The organism is Enterobacter cloacae complex sp. P27C (assembly GCF_014895705.1).
Classification (GTDB): domain Bacteria; phylum Pseudomonadota; class Gammaproteobacteria; order Enterobacterales; family Enterobacteriaceae; genus Enterobacter; species Enterobacter bugandensis.
The window spans coordinates 434,879-452,797 of the sequence record NZ_JADBQB010000004.1; the positions used below are offsets into that span (position 1 = coordinate 434,879).

Below are 17,919 nucleotides of genomic sequence, written 5' to 3' on the forward strand. Positions count from 1 at the left end.
ACGCTGTGCGTGTGTAATTATGAAAGTCCATATTCTGTATTTATTTCTTTACGGTTAAACAAACCGAAAAAAGCGGAGAAGACTTCCGTACGCGCCAGAATAGTGGTAAGCGCCTGCGAATGCACCTGCTTTATGAAGGGATGCTGACGACTTGAATAAAAAGAAAGCATTTGTAAATCGGCCCGCTTATTCTTCCTAACCCAACCTATAGAATAGAAATGCTTCTTAAGTGGGCGAATTTTCATTATTTGCCATGTTGAATCGCTTCAGATTGCAAAACCCCTCGTTTCATTATGGTTAAAACTCCCTCTTTGGGAGTAATCAACACATTTGTGCAAAGTTACATTTCTGAAACGTTATTTCTGTAAGGTTGTTAAAATGTGCAGGGTTTACTGATTTCAATCAAAACCAATATGGACAGAAGGTGAATACTTTGTTACTTTAGCGATACGAACTAGAAATTGGTAAGACCAATTGACTCCGGGCAAAAAGGCGTAAGACAGGGAATATGGCCTACAGCAAAATTCGCCAACCAAAACTATCTGATGTGATTGAGCAGCAGCTGGAGTTTTTAATCCTCGAAGGGACCCTGCGCCCGGGTGAAAAACTTCCGCCAGAACGCGAGCTGGCAAAACAGTTCGACGTTTCACGTCCCTCTCTGCGTGAGGCGATTCAACGCCTCGAAGCAAAGGGCTTGCTGCTTCGTCGCCAGGGCGGCGGAACCTTTGTGCAAAACAGCCTGTGGCAGAGCTTCAGCGATCCGCTGGTAGAACTTCTCTCTGACCACCCAGAATCCCAGTTTGACCTGCTTGAGACCCGTCACGCGCTTGAAGGTATTGCGGCCTATTACGCCGCCCTTCGCAGCACTGATGAAGATCGCGTGCGTATCCGCGAACTGCATCAGGCCATTGAACGGGCACAGCAGTCCGGCGATTTAGACGCCGAGTCCAGCGCCGTTGTCCAGTATCAAATCGCCGTCACCGAAGCGGCACACAACGTGGTGCTCCTCCATCTGCTACGCTGCATGGAGCCGATGCTGGCCCAGAACGTTCGTCAGAATTTTGAATTGTTGTATGCCCGTCGGGAGATGCTCCCGCTGGTAAGCAACCATCGCACCCGAGTATTCGAGGCGATAATGGCCGGGGAGCCGGAGCAGGCGCGCGAAGCGTCGCACCGTCACCTGGCTTTCATTGAGGAAATCTTGCTGGACCGCAGCCGTGAACAATCGCGTCGCGAACGTTCATTACGCCGCATACAGCAACGAAAGGATTAAGCGCCAGGTACTTTTAGAGCGCGGCAACTAAACGCAGAACCTGTCTTATTGTGTTCTTGCCCAAGAGCACAATGGGACAGGTTCCAGACAAATCAACGTATTAGATAGATAAGGAATACCCCCATGTCAGAACGTCTCCAAAATGACGTGGATCCGATCGAAACTCGCGACTGGCTACAGGCGATCGAATCGGTCATCCGTGAAGAAGGTGTTGAGCGCGCTCAGTATCTGATTGATCAGCTGCTTTCTGAAGCCCGCAAAGGCGGCGTGAAGGTTGCTTCAGGTGCAGGGGCTAGCAACTACGTAAACACGATTGCCGTTGAAGACGAACCGGAATACCCGGGCAATCTGGATCTGGAACGTCGTATCCGTTCTGCAATCCGCTGGAACGCCATCATGACCGTTCTGCGCGCGTCCAAGAAAGACCTGGAGCTGGGTGGCCACATGGCGTCCTTCCAGTCTTCTGCGACCGTTTACGAAGTGTGCTTCAACCACTTCTTCCGTGCAGCGAACGAGAAAGACGGCGGCGATCTGGTGTACTTCCAGGGCCACATCTCTCCGGGCATCTATGCACGTGCATTCCTGGAAGGTCGTCTGACTGAAGAGCAGATGAACAACTTCCGTCAGGAAGTTCACGGTAAAGGTCTGTCTTCTTATCCGCACCCTAAACTGATGCCTGAATTCTGGCAGTTCCCGACCGTATCTATGGGTCTGGGCCCAATCGGTGCGATCTACCAGGCTAAGTTCCTGAAGTATCTGGAACACCGTGGTCTGAAAGATACCTCTGAGCAGACCGTTTACGCTTTCCTGGGCGACGGTGAGATGGATGAGCCAGAATCTAAAGGTGCGATCACCATCGCAACCCGTGAGAAGCTGGACAACCTGTGCTTCATCATCAACTGTAACCTGCAGCGTCTGGATGGTCCGGTAACCGGTAACGGCAAGATCATCAACGAACTGGAAGGCATCTTCGCAGGTGCTGGCTGGAACGTGATCAAAGTCATGTGGGGTTCCCGTTGGGACGAACTGCTGCGTAAAGACACCAGCGGTAAACTGATCCAGCTGATGAACGAAACCGTTGACGGCGACTACCAGACCTTCAAATCCAAAGACGGTGCCTACGTGCGTGAGCACTTCTTCGGCAAATATCCAGAAACCGCAGCGCTGGTTGCCGACTGGACTGATGAGCAGATCTGGGCCCTGAACCGCGGTGGTCACGATCCGAAGAAAATCTACGCTGCACTGAAAAAAGCGCGTGAAACCAAAGGTAAAGCGACTGTAATCCTGGCCCACACCATCAAAGGTTACGGCATGGGTGATACCGCAGAAGGTAAAAACATCGCTCACCAGGTTAAGAAAATGAACATGGACGGCGTGCGCTATATCCGCGACCGTTTCAACGTTCCAGTGACCGATGAGCAGGTAGAAAACCTGTCTTACATCACCTTCCCGGAAGGCTCTGAAGAGCACAAGTACCTGCACGAACGTCGTCAGGCGCTGAAAGGCTACCTGCCAGCTCGTCAGCCTAACTTCACCGAGAAGCTGGAACTGCCGGCGCTGGAAGACTTCTCTCAGCTGCTGGAAGAGCAGAACAAAGAGATCTCTACCACCATCGCTTTCGTTCGTGCCCTGAACGTGATGCTGAAGAACAAGTCGATCAAAGATCGTCTGGTTCCAATCATCGCCGACGAAGCGCGTACTTTCGGTATGGAAGGTCTGTTCCGTCAGATCGGTATTTACAGCCCGAACGGCCAGCAGTACACCCCGCAGGACCGTGAGCAGGTTGCATACTACAAAGAAGACGAGAAAGGTCAGATTCTGCAGGAAGGTATCAACGAGCTGGGCGCAGGCGCATCCTGGCTGGCTGCTGCGACTTCATACAGCACCAACAACCTGCCGATGATTCCGTTCTACATTTACTACTCCATGTTCGGGTTCCAGCGTATTGGTGACCTGTGCTGGCAGGCAGGCGACCAGCAGGCTCGCGGCTTCCTGATCGGTGGTACTTCTGGACGTACGACTCTGAACGGTGAAGGTCTGCAGCACGAAGATGGCCACAGCCACATTCAGTCTCTGACTATCCCGAACTGTATCTCTTACGACCCGTCCTACGCGTACGAAGTTGCTGTCATCATGCATGACGGCCTGCAGCGCATGTACGGTGAAGCGCAAGAGAACATTTACTACTACATCACCACCCTGAACGAAAACTACCACATGCCGGCAATGCCAGCAGGTGCCGAGGAAGGTATCCGTAAAGGTATCTACAAACTCGAAACCATTGAAGGTAGCAAAGGTAAAGTTCAGCTGCTGGGCTCCGGTTCTATCCTGCGTCACGTGCGTGAAGCAGCGCAGATCCTGGCGAAAGACTACGGCGTGGGTTCCGACGTGTACTCTGTGACTTCCTTCACCGAACTGGCGCGTGATGGCCAGGATTGTGAGCGCTGGAACATGCTGCACCCAATGGAAACCCCACGCGTTCCGTACATCGCTCAGGTGATGAACGACGCGCCAGCGGTGGCGTCCACTGACTATATGAAACTGTTCGCTGAGCAGGTTCGTACATACGTTCCAGCTGATGATTATCGCGTTCTGGGTACTGACGGCTTCGGTCGTTCTGACAGCCGCGAAAACCTGCGTCACCACTTCGAAGTAGATGCTTCTTACGTGGTTGTAGCAGCACTGGGCGAACTGGCTAAACGTGGCGAAATCGATAAGAAAGTGGTTGCGGACGCAATTACCAAATTCAACATCGATGCAGAAAAAGTTAACCCGCGTCTGGCGTAAGAGGTAAAAGAATAATGGCTATCGAAATCAAAGTGCCGGACATCGGGGCTGATGAAGTTGAAATCACCGAGATCCTGGTCAAAGTGGGCGACAAAGTTGAAGCTGAACAGTCGCTGATCACCGTAGAAGGCGATAAAGCCTCTATGGAAGTCCCGTCTCCTCAGGCTGGCATCGTTAAGGAGATCAAAGTCTCCGTTGGCGATAAAACCGAGACTGGCAAACTGATCATGATTTTCGATTCCGCCGACGGTGCAGCAGCTGCTGCACCTGCGCAGGAAGAGAAGAAAGAAGCCGCTCCGGCCGCCGCTGCTCCAGCAGCTGCCGCGGCAGCGAAAGAAGTGAACGTGCCTGACATCGGCGGTGACGAAGTTGAAGTCACTGAAATCCTGGTGAAAGTGGGCGATACCGTTGCGGCCGAGCAGTCACTGATCACCGTAGAAGGCGACAAAGCCTCTATGGAAGTACCAGCGCCATTCGCCGGTACCGTTAAAGAGATCAAGATCAACACCGGCGATAAAGTGTCTACCGGGTCGCTTATCATGGTCTTCGAAGTGGCGGGTGCTGCACCTGCTGCCGCGCCTGCACAGGCCGCTGCTCCGGCTCCGGCCGCTGCACCAGCCGCTGCTGGCGGTGCGAAAGACGTTAACGTACCGGACATCGGCGGTGACGAAGTTGAAGTCACCGAAGTGATGGTAAAAGTGGGCGACAAAGTTGCCGCTGAACAGTCACTGATCACCGTTGAAGGCGACAAGGCTTCCATGGAAGTGCCTGCGCCGTTCGCCGGTACCGTTAAAGAGATCAAAATCAGCACCGGCGACAAAGTGTCTACCGGCTCCCTGATCATGGTCTTCGAAGTGGAAGGCGCTGCGCCTGCCGCAGCTCCGGCTGCCGCGGCTGCTCCAGCACCGGCTGCTGCACCGGCTCAGGCTGCTAAACCAGCCGCTGCCCCTGCTGCAAAAGCAGAAAAATCAGAGTTCGCTGAAAACGACGCTTACGTCCACGCCACCCCGCTGATTCGTCGCCTGGCGCGCGAATTCGGTGTGAACCTGGCGAAAGTGAAAGGGACCGGCCGTAAGGGTCGTATCCTGCGCGAAGACGTTCAGGCTTACGTGAAAGACGCGGTGAAACGCGCCGAAGCTGCACCTGCGGCAGCCGCTGGCGGCGGTATCCCGGGCATGCTGCCATGGCCGAAAGTGGACTTCAGCAAGTTCGGCGAAATCGAAGAAGTGGAACTGGGCCGTATCCAGAAAATCTCTGGTGCGAACCTGAGCCGTAACTGGGTGATGATCCCGCACGTTACCCACTTTGACAAAACCGATATCACCGATCTGGAAGCGTTCCGTAAACAGCAGAACGCCGAAGCCGAGAAGCGTAAGCTGGACGTGAAATTCACCCCAGTGGTCTTCATCATGAAAGCCGTTGCCGCTGCTCTGGAGCAGATGCCACGCTTCAACAGCTCCCTGTCCGAAGACGGCCAGAAGCTGACGCTGAAGAAATACATCAACATCGGTGTTGCGGTAGATACGCCAAATGGTCTGGTTGTTCCGGTATTCAAAGACGTGAACAAGAAGAGCATCACTGAACTGTCCCGTGAACTGACCACCATCTCCAAGAAAGCGCGTGATGGTAAGCTGACTGCCGGCGAAATGCAGGGCGGCTGCTTCACCATCTCCAGCATCGGCGGCCTGGGTACTACCCACTTCGCGCCGATTGTGAACGCGCCGGAAGTGGCTATCCTCGGTGTGTCCAAGTCCGCGATGGAGCCGGTGTGGAATGGCAAAGAGTTCGTGCCGCGTCTGATGATGCCAATCTCTCTGTCCTTCGACCACCGCGTGATCGACGGGGCTGATGGTGCGCGTTTCATCACCATCATCAACAACATGCTGAGCGACATTCGCCGCCTGGTGATGTAATCGAAAAGCCGGCCAGTCGGCCGGCTTTTTTCTGATAATCTCATGGAGTTTATGAGGTTATTGGTGAAAGCGACAATTCGTGAGCCGTTTGTTGTTTCAAAATTGTTAACAATTTTGTAAACTGCGGGCGGATAGAACGACCCGGTGGACGACGGGTATAAACTAAGAGGTCATGATGAGCACAGAAATCAAAACTCAGGTCGTAGTACTTGGGGCAGGCCCGGCAGGTTACTCCGCAGCATTTCGTGCAGCGGATTTAGGTCTGGAAACCGTCATCGTAGAACGTTACAGCACCCTCGGCGGTGTTTGTCTGAACGTCGGCTGTATCCCTTCTAAAGCGCTGCTGCACGTAGCGAAAGTTATCGAAGAAGCCAAAGCGCTGGCTGAACACGGTATCGTCTTCGGCGAGCCAAAAACCGATATCGACAAAATCCGTACCTGGAAAGAGAAAGTTATCACTCAGCTGACCGGCGGTCTGGCGGGTATGGCCAAAGGCCGTAAGGTCAAAGTGGTTAACGGTCTGGGTAAATTCACCGGTGCGAACACCCTGGAAGTGGAAGGCGAAAACGGCAAAACCGTTATCAACTTCGACAACGCGATCATCGCGGCAGGCTCTCGCCCAATCGAACTGCCATTCATTCCACATGAAGATCCACGCGTGTGGGATTCCACCGATGCCCTGGAGCTGAAAACCGTTCCTAAGCGTCTGCTGGTTATGGGCGGCGGTATCATCGGTCTGGAAATGGGTACCGTGTACCATGCGCTGGGTTCAGACATTGACGTGGTTGAAATGTTCGACCAGGTTATCCCGGCTGCTGACAAAGACATCGTTAAAGTCTTCACCAAGCGCATCAGCAAGAAGTTTAACCTGATGCTGGAAACCAAAGTGACTGCCGTTGAAGCGAAAGAAGACGGTATTTACGTTTCCATGGAAGGCAAAAAAGCCCCATCCGAACCTCAGCGTTACGACGCCGTGCTGGTGGCTATCGGTCGTGTACCGAACGGTAAAAACCTCGACGCGGGCAAAGCTGGCGTGGAAGTGGACGACCGTGGCTTCATCCGCGTTGACAAACAGCTGCGTACTAACGTGCCGCACATCTTTGCTATCGGCGACATCGTCGGTCAGCCAATGCTGGCGCACAAAGGCGTTCACGAAGGTCATGTTGCCGCTGAAGTTATCGCCGGCATGAAGCACTACTTCGATCCGAAAGTGATCCCATCTATCGCGTACACCGAGCCAGAAGTTGCATGGGTCGGTCTGACCGAGAAAGAAGCGAAAGAGAAAGGCATCAGCTACGAAACCGCCACCTTCCCGTGGGCTGCTTCTGGCCGTGCTATCGCTTCCGACTGCGCAGACGGTATGACCAAACTGATCTTCGACAAAGAGACTCACCGCGTAATCGGTGGTGCGATTGTCGGTACCAACGGCGGTGAGCTGCTGGGTGAAATCGGTCTGGCTATCGAAATGGGCTGTGACGCGGAAGACATCGCGCTGACCATCCACGCGCACCCGACTCTGCACGAGTCCGTGGGCCTGGCGGCTGAAGTGTTTGAAGGTAGCATTACTGACCTGCCAAACGCGAAAGCGAAGAAGAAATAAGTTTCTTCAGATGAAAAAAGCGGCCTAAGGCCGCTTTTTTTATGCGCGGCGTTCAGGGTGCTACAGGCTGCCAGGTGTTATCAGGTGCGTATGAGGCCAGCGCCCGGGCCTTCTGCTCCGAATCGCTGCCAAGATCGGACTCGTACACCTTGTCGTCCTGGTTTATCACAAAGCTCATGACGCCTGTCTGACTATAGCTGACAGGCCACGCCACCATCGCGAAACCGTGATTATCCGGCAGGATGCGGAAGCGATAGCCATGGTAACCCGCGCCTGGCTCTTTAGGGCTAAATGCCGGGCCAAGCGGGCTTGGCGCTTCGCCGGGCGAGACGGGCCAGTACAGACCGTCCTTTTTCCCCTCAGAACTGACAATCTTCTGCGCGTATTTCTGATTCATCGCAAAATAGCTCTGCTGAGCGGCCACGTAAGCATGCAGGGCTTCGATGGCGGCAAGTTCGTTGCGCCCAATTTCGCGGGTCAGGATCTCCTCGGCGCCTTCTTTGATGTCAAACTGCCAGCCGGAGGCGGTTTTGATCACCGGAATGGGAAGTTGCCAGCCGCTGTCTCCGACTACCAGATGCGCTTTATCGCCTTCGACAATGGTGTTATGACGGACTTTCCAGTCGCGCAGAAAGCGATCGACTGCGTCAGGATCAACGCCTTCAGGGGGCATGAAGTCGCGCCAGTTCTCACCGAGCAGATTGCTCATCGCGCTTTCGTTTTGATCGCGGATGGCGCTTTCCAGCGCATTGGTAGCCTGTTCTGGTGAGCTGAACGATTGCTGCGCCATGACGGTCGCCGAGACCATGAACAACACCATTCCACTGAGTAATTTACGTTTCATGTCGGCTCCCTTAGCGATGACGGAATTCACGGTGTTCAGCACGTCCAGCCGCTGCCGGGCGTAGCTGCTGCTGACGAGCGGTGAGGTGTCTGCTTTGCGCCCCACGCTGCTGCTGCGCCTGCCAGTTGGCGGAACGGCTGTCGTTGCCGCTCAGTGCATTGGCCCGGAGCTGACTGTTTCGCTGCTGGAAGGGACGTTGCTGAGAGGGCTGAACCCGTTTCTCTTGTCTCTGCGCGGTGGTCTGGCGGTTTTCTCGCTGCTGCGTGGTGGCCCGCTTCGCCGTCTGCGGTTTGGTGTCATAGCCACGGTAGTTATTGCGCTGAGAAATCTGTTTCAGCTGTTCACTTGAGGCCTGTCGCTGCGCCGCTTTCGTGCCCGGGCGAGAAGTCTGTGGGAAGGTTTTACCTGTCGATTTCTCCATCTGGCTCAGCGCCGCCTGACGCTGGCTATCGCGATTAACCGGTTGTTGCGTTGCACTAAGCCCCGTGGCCGTGTCGGTGGAGTGGAAACGCGTGTTGAGCTGGTTTGTCGGGTAGGGGACACCTTCCCGATAGGCCGGGTTGTGCTGCCAGGTACGGTTGGCGTCCGCCAGACGTTGTCCGCTGATTTTATTGAAGTTCTCAACGTTAATATTGATGTTGTTATCACCGTTGCGGTTGTAGCCGCCGTGATTATCCCAGTCACCGTCATGATGATGGTCCCAGTCATCGTCATCATCCCAGTCGATGTTGCTGAAGATGGCATAAGTTGTGGCGACACCCAGGCTGAAACCTAAGCCGTTGACGAAGCTATTGCCAAACTGCTCCCCGGGTGACGGCGGGAGATAGGTTGGCGGATAGGCGGTATTAGGCCAGGTCCCGTAAACCGTATTGGGATTATAGGTGGGGACGTAAATCACCTGCGGGTCGGCAGATTCAATTTTGATCACCGTCGGGGCCGGTGCGGACGTGGTGGTTGACGTTGATTCGGTGGTGCTGGTTTTTGCAGGTGCGGGTTTCGTTACCGTGGTGACCGTCTGCTGAGGCGTAGATTGCAAGGCGCCGGTCTTCTGCGCCAGCGCGCGCAACCGTTGCACCGAATCCATCACATCTTTCGGCTGCGCGAGAAACGCATCGCCCAGATTTTGTACCCACGGCGGATTCTCTCCCATCAGCGACATAAGCTGAGGAAACGCGACCAGGGATTTTACGCTGGGATCCCAGGGCTGGCTGGCAACGGCCTGAATCGCGGCGTCCCCTTCCATTTTGGGGTTGTCTTTGGACCACTGCGCCGCTTGAATCACGTTGGCCGGGTAGGTCGAGGCCATCAAGATTTGTGACAGCAGAGCATCCGGGTAGAGCGCGATGGGGGCAACCCACTGATCGATTTGCGCGGCAGTGTAGGTTGGCGCGACGACAGGGGCCGGCTGGGCTGCGGTAGGCGCTGACGGTGGTTGCGCGACGGGGGCTGGCGCAACGGGTTCCGTTGCACGACTTTTGACAAACATGACGCCTGAGGCGGCAAACAGCCCGGCACTGCACAGAAGGACAAGCAGATGTGGCTTAAAGGGCAACTTCATAAAATGACTCCAACGAGACAGGCGCTGTGCCGTGAGGCGTTACGGTTGGCGTGAGTATTATTCACCCGTCTTTTACTGTTTTGACTTTTATTGGGAAGCGTCCGGTACGTCCGGATAAAGAGTGTGAGTATTTATTACACAATTATATGCGATGCGGGTAAAGGCGCCGGGAATTCAGAAGGCCGCTCTTACGAGCGGCCAGCAGCTAGTTGCCGAGGTTGACGACAAACAGCACCGTGATGTCGGATATGTTCCAGCCACCGTGCAGCGCAGTTAGCAGTAAACCAATTGCAACGATCAGCGCAGTGATTCGCATCTCCATTGCGTGCGTTCCTGTACAGGCTACGCGGGTTCCTTCTTCACCGGAAAAGGCAGAACCAGGCAAATGAGTACATTGCCGCGTAGGTTACGGAACTGCTTCCGGGCCCGGTGACTGGTTGCTACACCAGCGAAGCAGGCCGGGGGCAACAGTATTACAGCCGAAATGGACTGAAAAGAGGTGAAATGCAGTTTCATCCTTTTACATTCGAAACTGGATGGCGGCTCGTAAATACAAAATATGTGCTTGCGGATCTGCATACTCAGGAGCATTATTCATGCCGAGTGCATTGCCGCAAATCTGCCAACCCGGTGTGCTACCACCGCAAGGCAACAAAATAACCGCTATCAGGCGGTTTTTTTGTCCCCAAAATTCACCTCGCCTCCCCGCTACACCATGCTTAACGATTCAGCAAACTTTTTAATGTTGCTTTTTTGTAAACGGATTAACACTGTGCAGAAATCCTGCTATGCTGCCCGACGCGGTATCGGGCATTTACCCTACAAACTGCTGTCTCACAGGAGCGTGAAGAGAACGCCCGCCGCATATGACAATGAGAGCGAGGAGAACCGTCGTGCTAGAAGAATACCGTAAGCACGTAGCAGAACGTGCCGCCGAGGGAATTGTACCCAAACCTTTAGATGCAACCCAAATGGCCGCGCTCGTCGAGCTGCTGAAGAACCCGCCTAAGGGCGAAGAAGAATTCCTGTTAGATCTGTTGATCAACCGCGTACCGCCTGGCGTAGATGAAGCTGCCTACGTAAAAGCCGGATTCCTTGCTGCTATCGCCAAAGGCGAAGCCACCTCCCCACTGGTTACTCCTGAAAAAGCCATTGAACTGCTCGGCACCATGCAGGGTGGTTACAACATTCATCCGCTGATTGACGCGCTGGATAACGACAAGCTGGCACCGATTGCCGCTAAAGCGCTCTCTTCCACGCTGCTGATGTTCGATAACTTCTACGACGTAGAAGAAAAAGCCAAAGCGGGCAACGTCTATGCGAAGCAGGTGATGCAGTCCTGGGCCGATGCCGAATGGTTCCTGAACCGCCCTGCGCTGGCGGAAAAAATTACCGTGACCGTCTTTAAGGTGACCGGTGAAACTAACACCGATGATCTGTCTCCGGCACCGGACGCGTGGTCTCGTCCTGATATCCCGCTGCACGCCCTGGCGATGCTGAAAAACGCCCGTGAAGGCATTGAGCCGGATCAGCCGGGCGTGGTGGGCCCGATCAAACAGATCGAAGCGCTGCAACAAAAAGGTTTCCCGCTGGCCTACGTCGGTGACGTTGTGGGTACCGGCTCTTCCCGTAAGTCTGCCACCAACTCCGTACTGTGGTTCATGGGCGACGATATTCCGCACGTGCCGAACAAGCGCGGCGGCGGCCTGTGCCTCGGCGGCAAAATTGCGCCAATCTTCTTCAACACCATGGAAGATGCGGGCGCGCTGCCAATTGAAGTGGATGTGAGCAACCTGAACATGGGCGACGTGATTGACGTCTACCCGTATAAAGGCGAAGTGCGCAACCACGAAACCAACGAGCTGCTGGCAAGCTTCGAACTGAAAACCGACGTGCTGATTGACGAAGTGCGTGCTGGTGGCCGTATTCCGCTGATCATCGGGCGTGGCCTGACCACCAAAGCGCGTGAAGCGCTGGGTCTGCCGCACTCCGACGTTTTCCGTCACGCGAAAGACGTGGCAGAAAGCAACCGCGGCTTCTCGCTGGCACAGAAAATGGTGGGTCGTGCCTGCGGCGTCGCCGGTATTCGCCCTGGCGCATACTGCGAGCCGAAGATGACCTCCGTGGGCTCTCAGGACACCACTGGCCCAATGACCCGTGACGAACTGAAAGACCTGGCGTGCCTGGGCTTCTCTTCTGACCTGGTGATGCAGTCCTTCTGCCACACGGCGGCCTATCCGAAGCCGGTTGACGTGACCACGCACCACACGCTGCCAGACTTCATCATGAACCGCGGCGGTGTCTCTCTGCGTCCGGGTGACGGCGTCATCCACTCCTGGCTGAACCGCATGCTGCTGCCGGATACCGTGGGTACCGGCGGTGACTCCCATACCCGTTTCCCAATCGGTATCTCCTTCCCGGCGGGCTCCGGCCTGGTGGCGTTTGCTGCAGCGACCGGCGTAATGCCGCTGGACATGCCTGAATCCGTGCTGGTGCGCTTCAAAGGCAAAATGCAGCCGGGCATCACTCTGCGCGATCTGGTTCACGCGATCCCGCTGTATGCGATTAAGCAGGGTCTGCTGACCGTTGAGAAGAAAGGGAAGAAAAACATCTTCTCTGGCCGTATCCTGGAAATTGAAGGTCTGCCGGATCTGAAAGTAGAGCAGGCATTTGAGCTGACCGACGCCTCCGCCGAGCGTTCTGCGGCAGGCTGTACCATCAAGCTGAACAAAGAGCCGATCATTGAGTATCTGACTTCCAACATCGTGCTGCTGAAGTGGATGATTGCAGAAGGCTACGGCGATCGTCGTACGCTGGAGCGTCGTATTCAGGGTATGGAGAAATGGCTGGCGGATCCGCAGCTGCTGGAAGCTGACGCAGACGCAGAGTACGCGGCGGTGATCGACATCGATCTGGCGGATATTAAAGAGCCAATCCTGTGTGCGCCGAACGATCCGGACGATGCGCGTCTGCTCTCTGACGTGCAGGGCGATAAGATCGACGAAGTGTTCATCGGCTCCTGTATGACCAACATCGGTCACTTCCGTGCTGCCGGTAAGCTGCTGGATACCCACAAAGGCCAGCTGCCGACCCGCCTGTGGGTGGCACCGCCAACCCGTATGGACGCGGCTCAGTTGACCGAAGAGGGTTACTACAGCGTGTTCGGTAAGAGCGGAGCGCGTATCGAAATCCCTGGCTGCTCCCTGTGTATGGGTAACCAGGCGCGCGTAGCCGACGGTGCGACGGTGGTTTCCACCTCTACCCGTAACTTCCCGAACCGTTTAGGTACTGGTGCGAACGTCTACCTGGCCTCTGCGGAGCTGGCGGCGGTTGCGGCGCTGATTGGCAAACTGCCAACGCCGGAAGAGTACCAGACCTTCGTGGCGCAGGTGGATAAGACGGCGGTGGATACCTATCGCTATCTGAACTTCGACCAGCTTTCTCAGTACACCGAGAAGGCTGACGGGGTGATCTTCCAGACGGCAGTATAAACAGCAAAACCGTCTCTACGAGACGGTTTTTAGTGTTTGCACCCTCTCCCGTGGGAGAGGGACGGGGTGAGGGCATCAGGCCGCAGGGTCTTGCTCTCACCTTTTTATTTTCATTCCTCCCACCTCTCCCGCTTTTTTTCTTTCCCTCTGCTGCGATAATTACCCTAATGGCTTTGCTGAGGAAAACGCTATGGATTACGAATTTTTGCGCGACATCACCGGTGTGGTGAAAGTGCGCATGTCGATGGGGCACGAAGCCGTTGGACACTGGTTTAACGAAGAGGTGAAAGAAAATCTCGCCCTTCTTGATGAAGTCGAACAGGCGGCAAATACGGTGAAAGGCAGCGAGCGCTCCTGGCAACGCGCCGGACATGAATACACCCTGTGGATGGACGGCGAAGAGGTGATGGTGCGCGCCAACCAGCTTGAGTTTTCAGGGGATGAGATGGAAGAGGGGATGAGCTACTACGACGAAGAGAGCCTGTCGCTGTGCGGCGTGGAAGACTTCCTGCAGGTAGTGAATGCCTACCGTGAGTTTATGAAACAGAAGTAACTTCCCGAAGCGTCCCTGCTCCGGGCAACACTTACACGGCCGGAATATTGCGGCCGTAGTAGATTTCGCGCATCTCTTTCCAGAGCAGGTCGGTGATGACCTTGCGCTCTTCTTCACTTAAATCTTCCGGCTTCGTGTGGAACATGTAGTGCTTAAGGTCGAACTCCTTAAGCATCATCTTGGTATGGAAGATGTTTTCCTGGTACACGTTCACGTCCATCATGTCATACAGCGATTTCATGTCCTCGGACATAAAGTTCTGAATGGAGTTGATCTCGTGGTCGATGAAGTGCTTCATGCCGTTGATATCACGGGTAAAACCGCGCACGCGATAATCAATCGTGACGATGTCCGATTCCAGCTGGTGGATTAAATAGTTCAGCGCGTTCAGCGGGGAAATCACGCCGCAGGTCGATACTTCAATATCCGCGCGGAACGTGCACAGCCCGCCTTCCGGGTGGCTTTCCGGGTAGGTGTGAACGCAGATATGGCTTTTGTCGAGGTGGGCGACGACCACTTCCGGAAGCGGACCCGGGTGTTCAGTTTTGTCGATAAGCTGCGGGTCGACCGGCTCCTCGCTGACCAGAATGGTGACGCTGGCACCCTGGGGCTCATAATCCTGTCGGGCGATGTTCAGAATATTGGCACCGATGATCGAGCAGGTTTCTGACAGGATCTCGGTCAGACGGTTGGCGTTGTAGAGTTCATCGATATAGGCGATGTAACCATCGCGTTCATCCGCTGTTTTGGCATAGCAGATATCGTAAATACAAAAACTCAGGCTTTTAGTCAGGTTGTTAAAGCCATGTAGTTTAAGCTTTTTCAATTAGCTCACCCCCTTAGTGGATAATGCGTCTTGCAGGTACTGCGGCAGAGCAAACGCTGCGGTATGAATAGCCGGATTGTAGTAGCGGCACGTGAGCCCGGCCTGATGGAAGCGGGCCTGGATAATTTCGGTAGAGAGATGACGCAGCACGTCGTTGTCCGTTGCCCATGCAAAGGTCATGATCCCGCCGTAATAGGTTGGAATCGCCGCCTGATAGAAGCTGACGTCACCAAAATAGGTGCTGAGCTTGCGATGGCTGTCGAGCGCTTCGTCCTGCTGCAGGAAGCAGACGCCATTTTGTGCGACGAAGATCCCGCCAGGGTTCAGGCAGCGCTTGCAGCCTTCGTAGAACGAGGAGGTAAACAGCGACGCGCCAGGGCCGATGGGGTCGGTACAGTCAGAGATAATCACATCGAAGGTCTGCGTGGTCTGGTTAACAAAGTTAACGCCGTCGTCGATAACCAGATTAAAGCGCGGATCGTCATAGCTGCCGGCATTATGGTTGGGCAGGTACTGGCGGCAGAAAGAGACCACGCCCGCATCGATCTCAACCATGGTGATGGTTTCAATGGAACGATGACGTGAAACCTCGCGCAGCATTGCGCCGTCGCCGCCGCCGATAATCAGAACATGCTTCGCGTGTCCGTGGGCCAGCAGCGGAACGTGGGTCATCATCTCATGATAAATAAACTCGTCGCGCTCGGTCGTTTGCACTACGCCATCCAGGGCCATCACGCGGCCAAAGGCGGCGTTTTCGAAGATGATCAGATCCTGGTGATCCGTTTTCTCATGATAGAGCACGTTATCAACGGCAAAGTACTGACCAAACTGGTCATGCAGTGTTTCATGCCACAACGTGTGGTCGGCCATACGCGGACTCCTCCTTTGTTAACATCCGTAACGCTCACAAAAAATGAGCGAAACATGATAGCTAACTATAACCGTGGTTGCACGGGTATAGGTTGAACAGGGGGCGTCGGGAAGGTTATTTCACGTAGGCGAGCAGGCTGAGCGAATCGCGGGCCAGCGCTTTGCATTTTTTAGCCGTGGGAATGCCAATACCGCTCAAGTCACGGTAGCTGTCTTCACCTAGCGCCTTCATGTCAAAGCTGTCGTAGTTGCTGAGATCCCACTGGTTCTGCTGGGCGAAAAAGACCAGCGCGCGGCGAATTTGCCCGTTGGGTAAATTCTGGTAGCCACAATCATTTTTCAGGAATACAAAAACCGCCGTTAAATCGGCCATATCTTCCGCTTCATTTTCACTGAGCGCATAGCTGTTCGCACACATTGCCATCAGGCTTCCGAACAAAATTGTCCTGAAAAACGTCTTCATTGCTTCTACCACTTCTTCACGGAAAATTAACGTTAGCACACTTGATGCCAGTGCGACGATCTTTATTATTGCCGCTTTACTTGACCTTCCGGTAAGGGGAGGGTTTATGCTCAAAAGATCGCCTGCTGGAAATAAGGAAATGAACATGCAACGTCGTGATTTTTTAAAATATTCCGCTGTGCTGGGGGTTGCCAGCGCATTACCACTCTGGAGCCGCGCGGTTTTTGCGGCTGAAAGGCCTGCCTTACCCATTCCTGACTTACTGACCGCAGACGCCCGTAGCCGTATTCAGCTCGTTGTTCAGGCCGGTAAAACCTCCTTCGGCGGGCACAGCGCCACAACCTGGGGCTACAACGGCAATCTGCTCGGCCCGGCGCTTCAGTTACGCAAAGGGAAAGCGGTGACGGTGGATATCCACAATACGCTTGCCGAGGAGACCACACTGCACTGGCACGGGCTGGAAGTCCCGGGCGAAGTGGATGGTGGTCCCCAGGGTGTTATCAAGCCAGGGGGTAAACGCAGCGTAACCTTTACCCCTGACCAGCGGGCGGCAACCTGCTGGTTCCACCCGCATCAGCATGGCAAAACGGGCCATCAGGTGGCAATGGGGCTGGCCGGACTGGTGTTGATTGAGGATGACGAAAGCCGTCTCCTGCGCCTGCCGAAACAGTGGGGTATCGACGATGTGCCGGTGATTGTGCAGGACAAAAAATTCAGCGTTGACGGGCAGATTGACTACCAGCTGGACGTGATGAGCGCGGCGGTCGGCTGGTTTGGCGATACGCTGCTGGCCAACGGTGCGATCTATCCGCAGCACGCCGCCCCGAAAGGCTGGCTGCGCCTGCGCTTGCTTAACGGCTGTAACGCCCGCTCGTTGAACTTCGCCACCAGCGATAAGCGCCCGCTTTACGTGGTGGCAAGCGATGGCGGCCTGCTGCCGGAACCGGTAAAAGTGAGCGAGCTGCCGATGCTGATGGGCGAACGCTTCGAAGTGCTGGTGGACATCAGCGACGGCAAGCCGTTTGACCTGGTAACGCTGCCTGTCAGCCAGATGGGGATGGCAGTGGCGCCGTTTGATAAACCGCATCCGGTGCTGCGCATTCAGCCGCTACAGGTCACGGCCTCCGGTATGCTGCCGGACACCTTAGCCACGCTGCCAGCTCTCCCGTCGCTGGATGGGCTCACGCAGCGTAAGCTTCAGCTCTCCATGGACCCGATGCTTGACATGATGGGCATGCAGGCGCTGATGAAAAAGTATGGCAATCAGGCCATGGCGGGAATGCACCACGGCCAGATGATGGGCCACATGAATATGGACCACGGCAAAATGGGCGGTATGGATCACGGCGGTCACGGGTTCGATTTCCACAACGCCAACAAGATCAACGGCAAAGCGTTCGATATGAACACGCCGATGTTTGCCGCCGCGAAGGGGCAGTTTGAGCGCTGGGTGGTTTCAGGGGAAGGGGACATGATGCTGCACCCGTTCCATATCCACGGCACGCAGTTCCGTATTCTGTCTGAGAACGGCAAAGCGCCGGAAGCGCATCGAGCAGGCTGGAAAGATACGGTGAGAGTGGAAGGCGGCGTCAGCGAGGTGCTGGTGAAGTTCGACCATGAAGCGCCTGAAGAGTTTGCCTATATGGCGCACTGTCATCTGCTGGAGCATGAAGATACGGGGATGATGCTCGGTTTTACCGTATAAAAAAAGCCGGGTGGCGGCTTCGCCTTACCCGGCCTG

General features: G+C 55.0%; 13 protein-coding genes. 7 read left to right on the plus strand and 6 right to left on the minus strand.

What is annotated here, in order from left to right:
* Window positions 1-17 precede the first annotated feature (17 nt).
* Window positions 18-245, minus strand: a complete 228-nt coding sequence (locus tag IM291_RS10730; RefSeq protein ID WP_080351077.1) for a hypothetical protein — start codon at window positions 243-245, stop codon at window positions 18-20.
* Between the two features lie 263 nt (window positions 246-508).
* Between IM291_RS10730 and pdhR the strand changes: the two genes are divergently transcribed.
* From pdhR to lpdA, 4 genes are all read left to right on the plus strand, one after another.
* Entirely contained in the window at window positions 509-1,273 is a 765-nt protein-coding gene (gene pdhR / locus IM291_RS10735) for a pyruvate dehydrogenase complex transcriptional repressor PdhR (protein WP_006173806.1), read from the plus strand.
* Between the two features lie 123 nt (window positions 1,274-1,396).
* Complete coding sequence (gene aceE / locus IM291_RS10740; protein ID WP_028015529.1) at window positions 1,397-4,060, plus strand: pyruvate dehydrogenase (acetyl-transferring), homodimeric type; 2,664 nt, start codon at window positions 1,397-1,399, stop codon at window positions 4,058-4,060.
* Between the two features lie 14 nt (window positions 4,061-4,074).
* Window positions 4,075-5,973 carry a pyruvate dehydrogenase complex dihydrolipoyllysine-residue acetyltransferase gene (aceF, locus tag IM291_RS10745; RefSeq protein ID WP_192986829.1) on the plus strand — a complete coding sequence of 633 codons (1,899 nt, stop codon included), beginning with the start codon at window positions 4,075-4,077 and terminating at the stop codon, window positions 5,971-5,973.
* A 175-nt stretch (window positions 5,974-6,148) separates the two neighbouring features.
* Window positions 6,149-7,573 (plus strand): dihydrolipoyl dehydrogenase, encoded by a 1,425-nt coding sequence (lpdA, locus tag IM291_RS10750; protein WP_023332094.1) that lies wholly within the window; start codon window positions 6,149-6,151, stop codon window positions 7,571-7,573.
* Between the two features lie 52 nt (window positions 7,574-7,625).
* Here lpdA and IM291_RS10755 read toward each other — a convergent pair whose 3' ends face one another.
* Complete coding sequence (locus tag IM291_RS10755) at window positions 7,626-8,417, minus strand: DUF2950 family protein (protein WP_192986830.1); 792 nt, start codon at window positions 8,415-8,417, stop codon at window positions 7,626-7,628.
* Between the two features lie 10 nt (window positions 8,418-8,427).
* Window positions 8,428-9,975 carry a DUF3300 domain-containing protein gene (locus IM291_RS10760; RefSeq protein WP_192986831.1) on the minus strand — a complete coding sequence of 516 codons (1,548 nt, stop codon included), beginning with the start codon at window positions 9,973-9,975 and terminating at the stop codon, window positions 8,428-8,430.
* An 893-nt stretch (window positions 9,976-10,868) separates the two neighbouring features.
* On the opposite strand from IM291_RS10760, the gene acnB reads away from it, so the two are divergent.
* The gene (gene acnB / locus IM291_RS10765) at window positions 10,869-13,466 is read left to right on the plus strand and encodes a bifunctional aconitate hydratase 2/2-methylisocitrate dehydratase (protein WP_048338844.1); all 2,598 of its coding nucleotides are present in this window, start codon (window positions 10,869-10,871) and stop codon (window positions 13,464-13,466) included.
* A gap of 190 nt (window positions 13,467-13,656) precedes the next feature.
* Entirely contained in the window at window positions 13,657-14,019 is a 363-nt protein-coding gene (gene yacL / locus IM291_RS10770) for a protein YacL (RefSeq protein ID WP_041911228.1), read from the plus strand.
* Between the two features lie 31 nt (window positions 14,020-14,050).
* Here yacL and speD read toward each other — a convergent pair whose 3' ends face one another.
* The 3 genes from speD to IM291_RS10785 all read right to left on the minus strand — a co-directional run bounded on the left by speD (window position 14,051) and on the right by IM291_RS10785 (window position 16,178).
* The gene (gene speD, locus IM291_RS10775; RefSeq protein WP_192986832.1) at window positions 14,051-14,845 is read right to left on the minus strand and encodes an adenosylmethionine decarboxylase; all 795 of its coding nucleotides are present in this window, start codon (window positions 14,843-14,845) and stop codon (window positions 14,051-14,053) included.
* Window positions 14,846-15,715, minus strand: coding sequence for a polyamine aminopropyltransferase (gene speE / locus IM291_RS10780; protein WP_028015536.1), 870 nt, complete (start codon window positions 15,713-15,715; stop codon window positions 14,846-14,848).
* Window positions 15,716-15,830: 115 nt separating this feature from the next.
* A complete protein-coding gene (locus tag IM291_RS10785) occupies window positions 15,831-16,178 on the minus strand; it encodes a YacC family pilotin-like protein (RefSeq protein ID WP_014882582.1) in 348 nt (115 codons plus the stop codon).
* 145 nt (window positions 16,179-16,323) lie between these two features.
* Between IM291_RS10785 and cueO the strand changes: the two genes are divergently transcribed.
* Window positions 16,324-17,883 (plus strand): multicopper oxidase CueO, encoded by a 1,560-nt coding sequence (gene cueO / locus IM291_RS10790; protein WP_049000522.1) that lies wholly within the window; start codon window positions 16,324-16,326, stop codon window positions 17,881-17,883.
* Window positions 17,884-17,919 lie beyond the last annotated feature (36 nt).

What these genes read in the sequence shown, in the direction of transcription:
- IM291_RS10730 (WP_080351077.1), bottom strand. Translation starts at nt 245, where the DNA reads ATGAAAATTCGCCCACTTAAGAAGCATTTCTATTCTATAGGTTGGGTT.
- pdhR (WP_006173806.1), top strand. Translation starts at nt 509, where the DNA reads ATGGCCTACAGCAAAATTCGCCAACCAAAACTATCTGATGTGATTGAG.
- aceE (WP_028015529.1), top strand. Translation starts at nt 1,397, where the DNA reads ATGTCAGAACGTCTCCAAAATGACGTGGATCCGATCGAAACTCGCGAC.
- aceF (WP_192986829.1), top strand. Translation starts at nt 4,075, where the DNA reads ATGGCTATCGAAATCAAAGTGCCGGACATCGGGGCTGATGAAGTTGAA.
- lpdA (WP_023332094.1), top strand. Translation starts at nt 6,149, where the DNA reads ATGAGCACAGAAATCAAAACTCAGGTCGTAGTACTTGGGGCAGGCCCG.
- IM291_RS10755 (WP_192986830.1), bottom strand. Translation starts at nt 8,417, where the DNA reads ATGAAACGTAAATTACTCAGTGGAATGGTGTTGTTCATGGTCTCGGCG.
- IM291_RS10760 (WP_192986831.1), bottom strand. Translation starts at nt 9,975, where the DNA reads ATGAAGTTGCCCTTTAAGCCACATCTGCTTGTCCTTCTGTGCAGTGCC.
- yacL (WP_041911228.1), top strand. Translation starts at nt 13,657, where the DNA reads ATGGATTACGAATTTTTGCGCGACATCACCGGTGTGGTGAAAGTGCGC.
- speE (WP_028015536.1), bottom strand. Translation starts at nt 15,715, where the DNA reads ATGGCCGACCACACGTTGTGGCATGAAACACTGCATGACCAGTTTGGT.
- IM291_RS10785 (WP_014882582.1), bottom strand. Translation starts at nt 16,178, where the DNA reads ATGAAGACGTTTTTCAGGACAATTTTGTTCGGAAGCCTGATGGCAATG.
- cueO (WP_049000522.1), top strand. Translation starts at nt 16,324, where the DNA reads ATGCAACGTCGTGATTTTTTAAAATATTCCGCTGTGCTGGGGGTTGCC.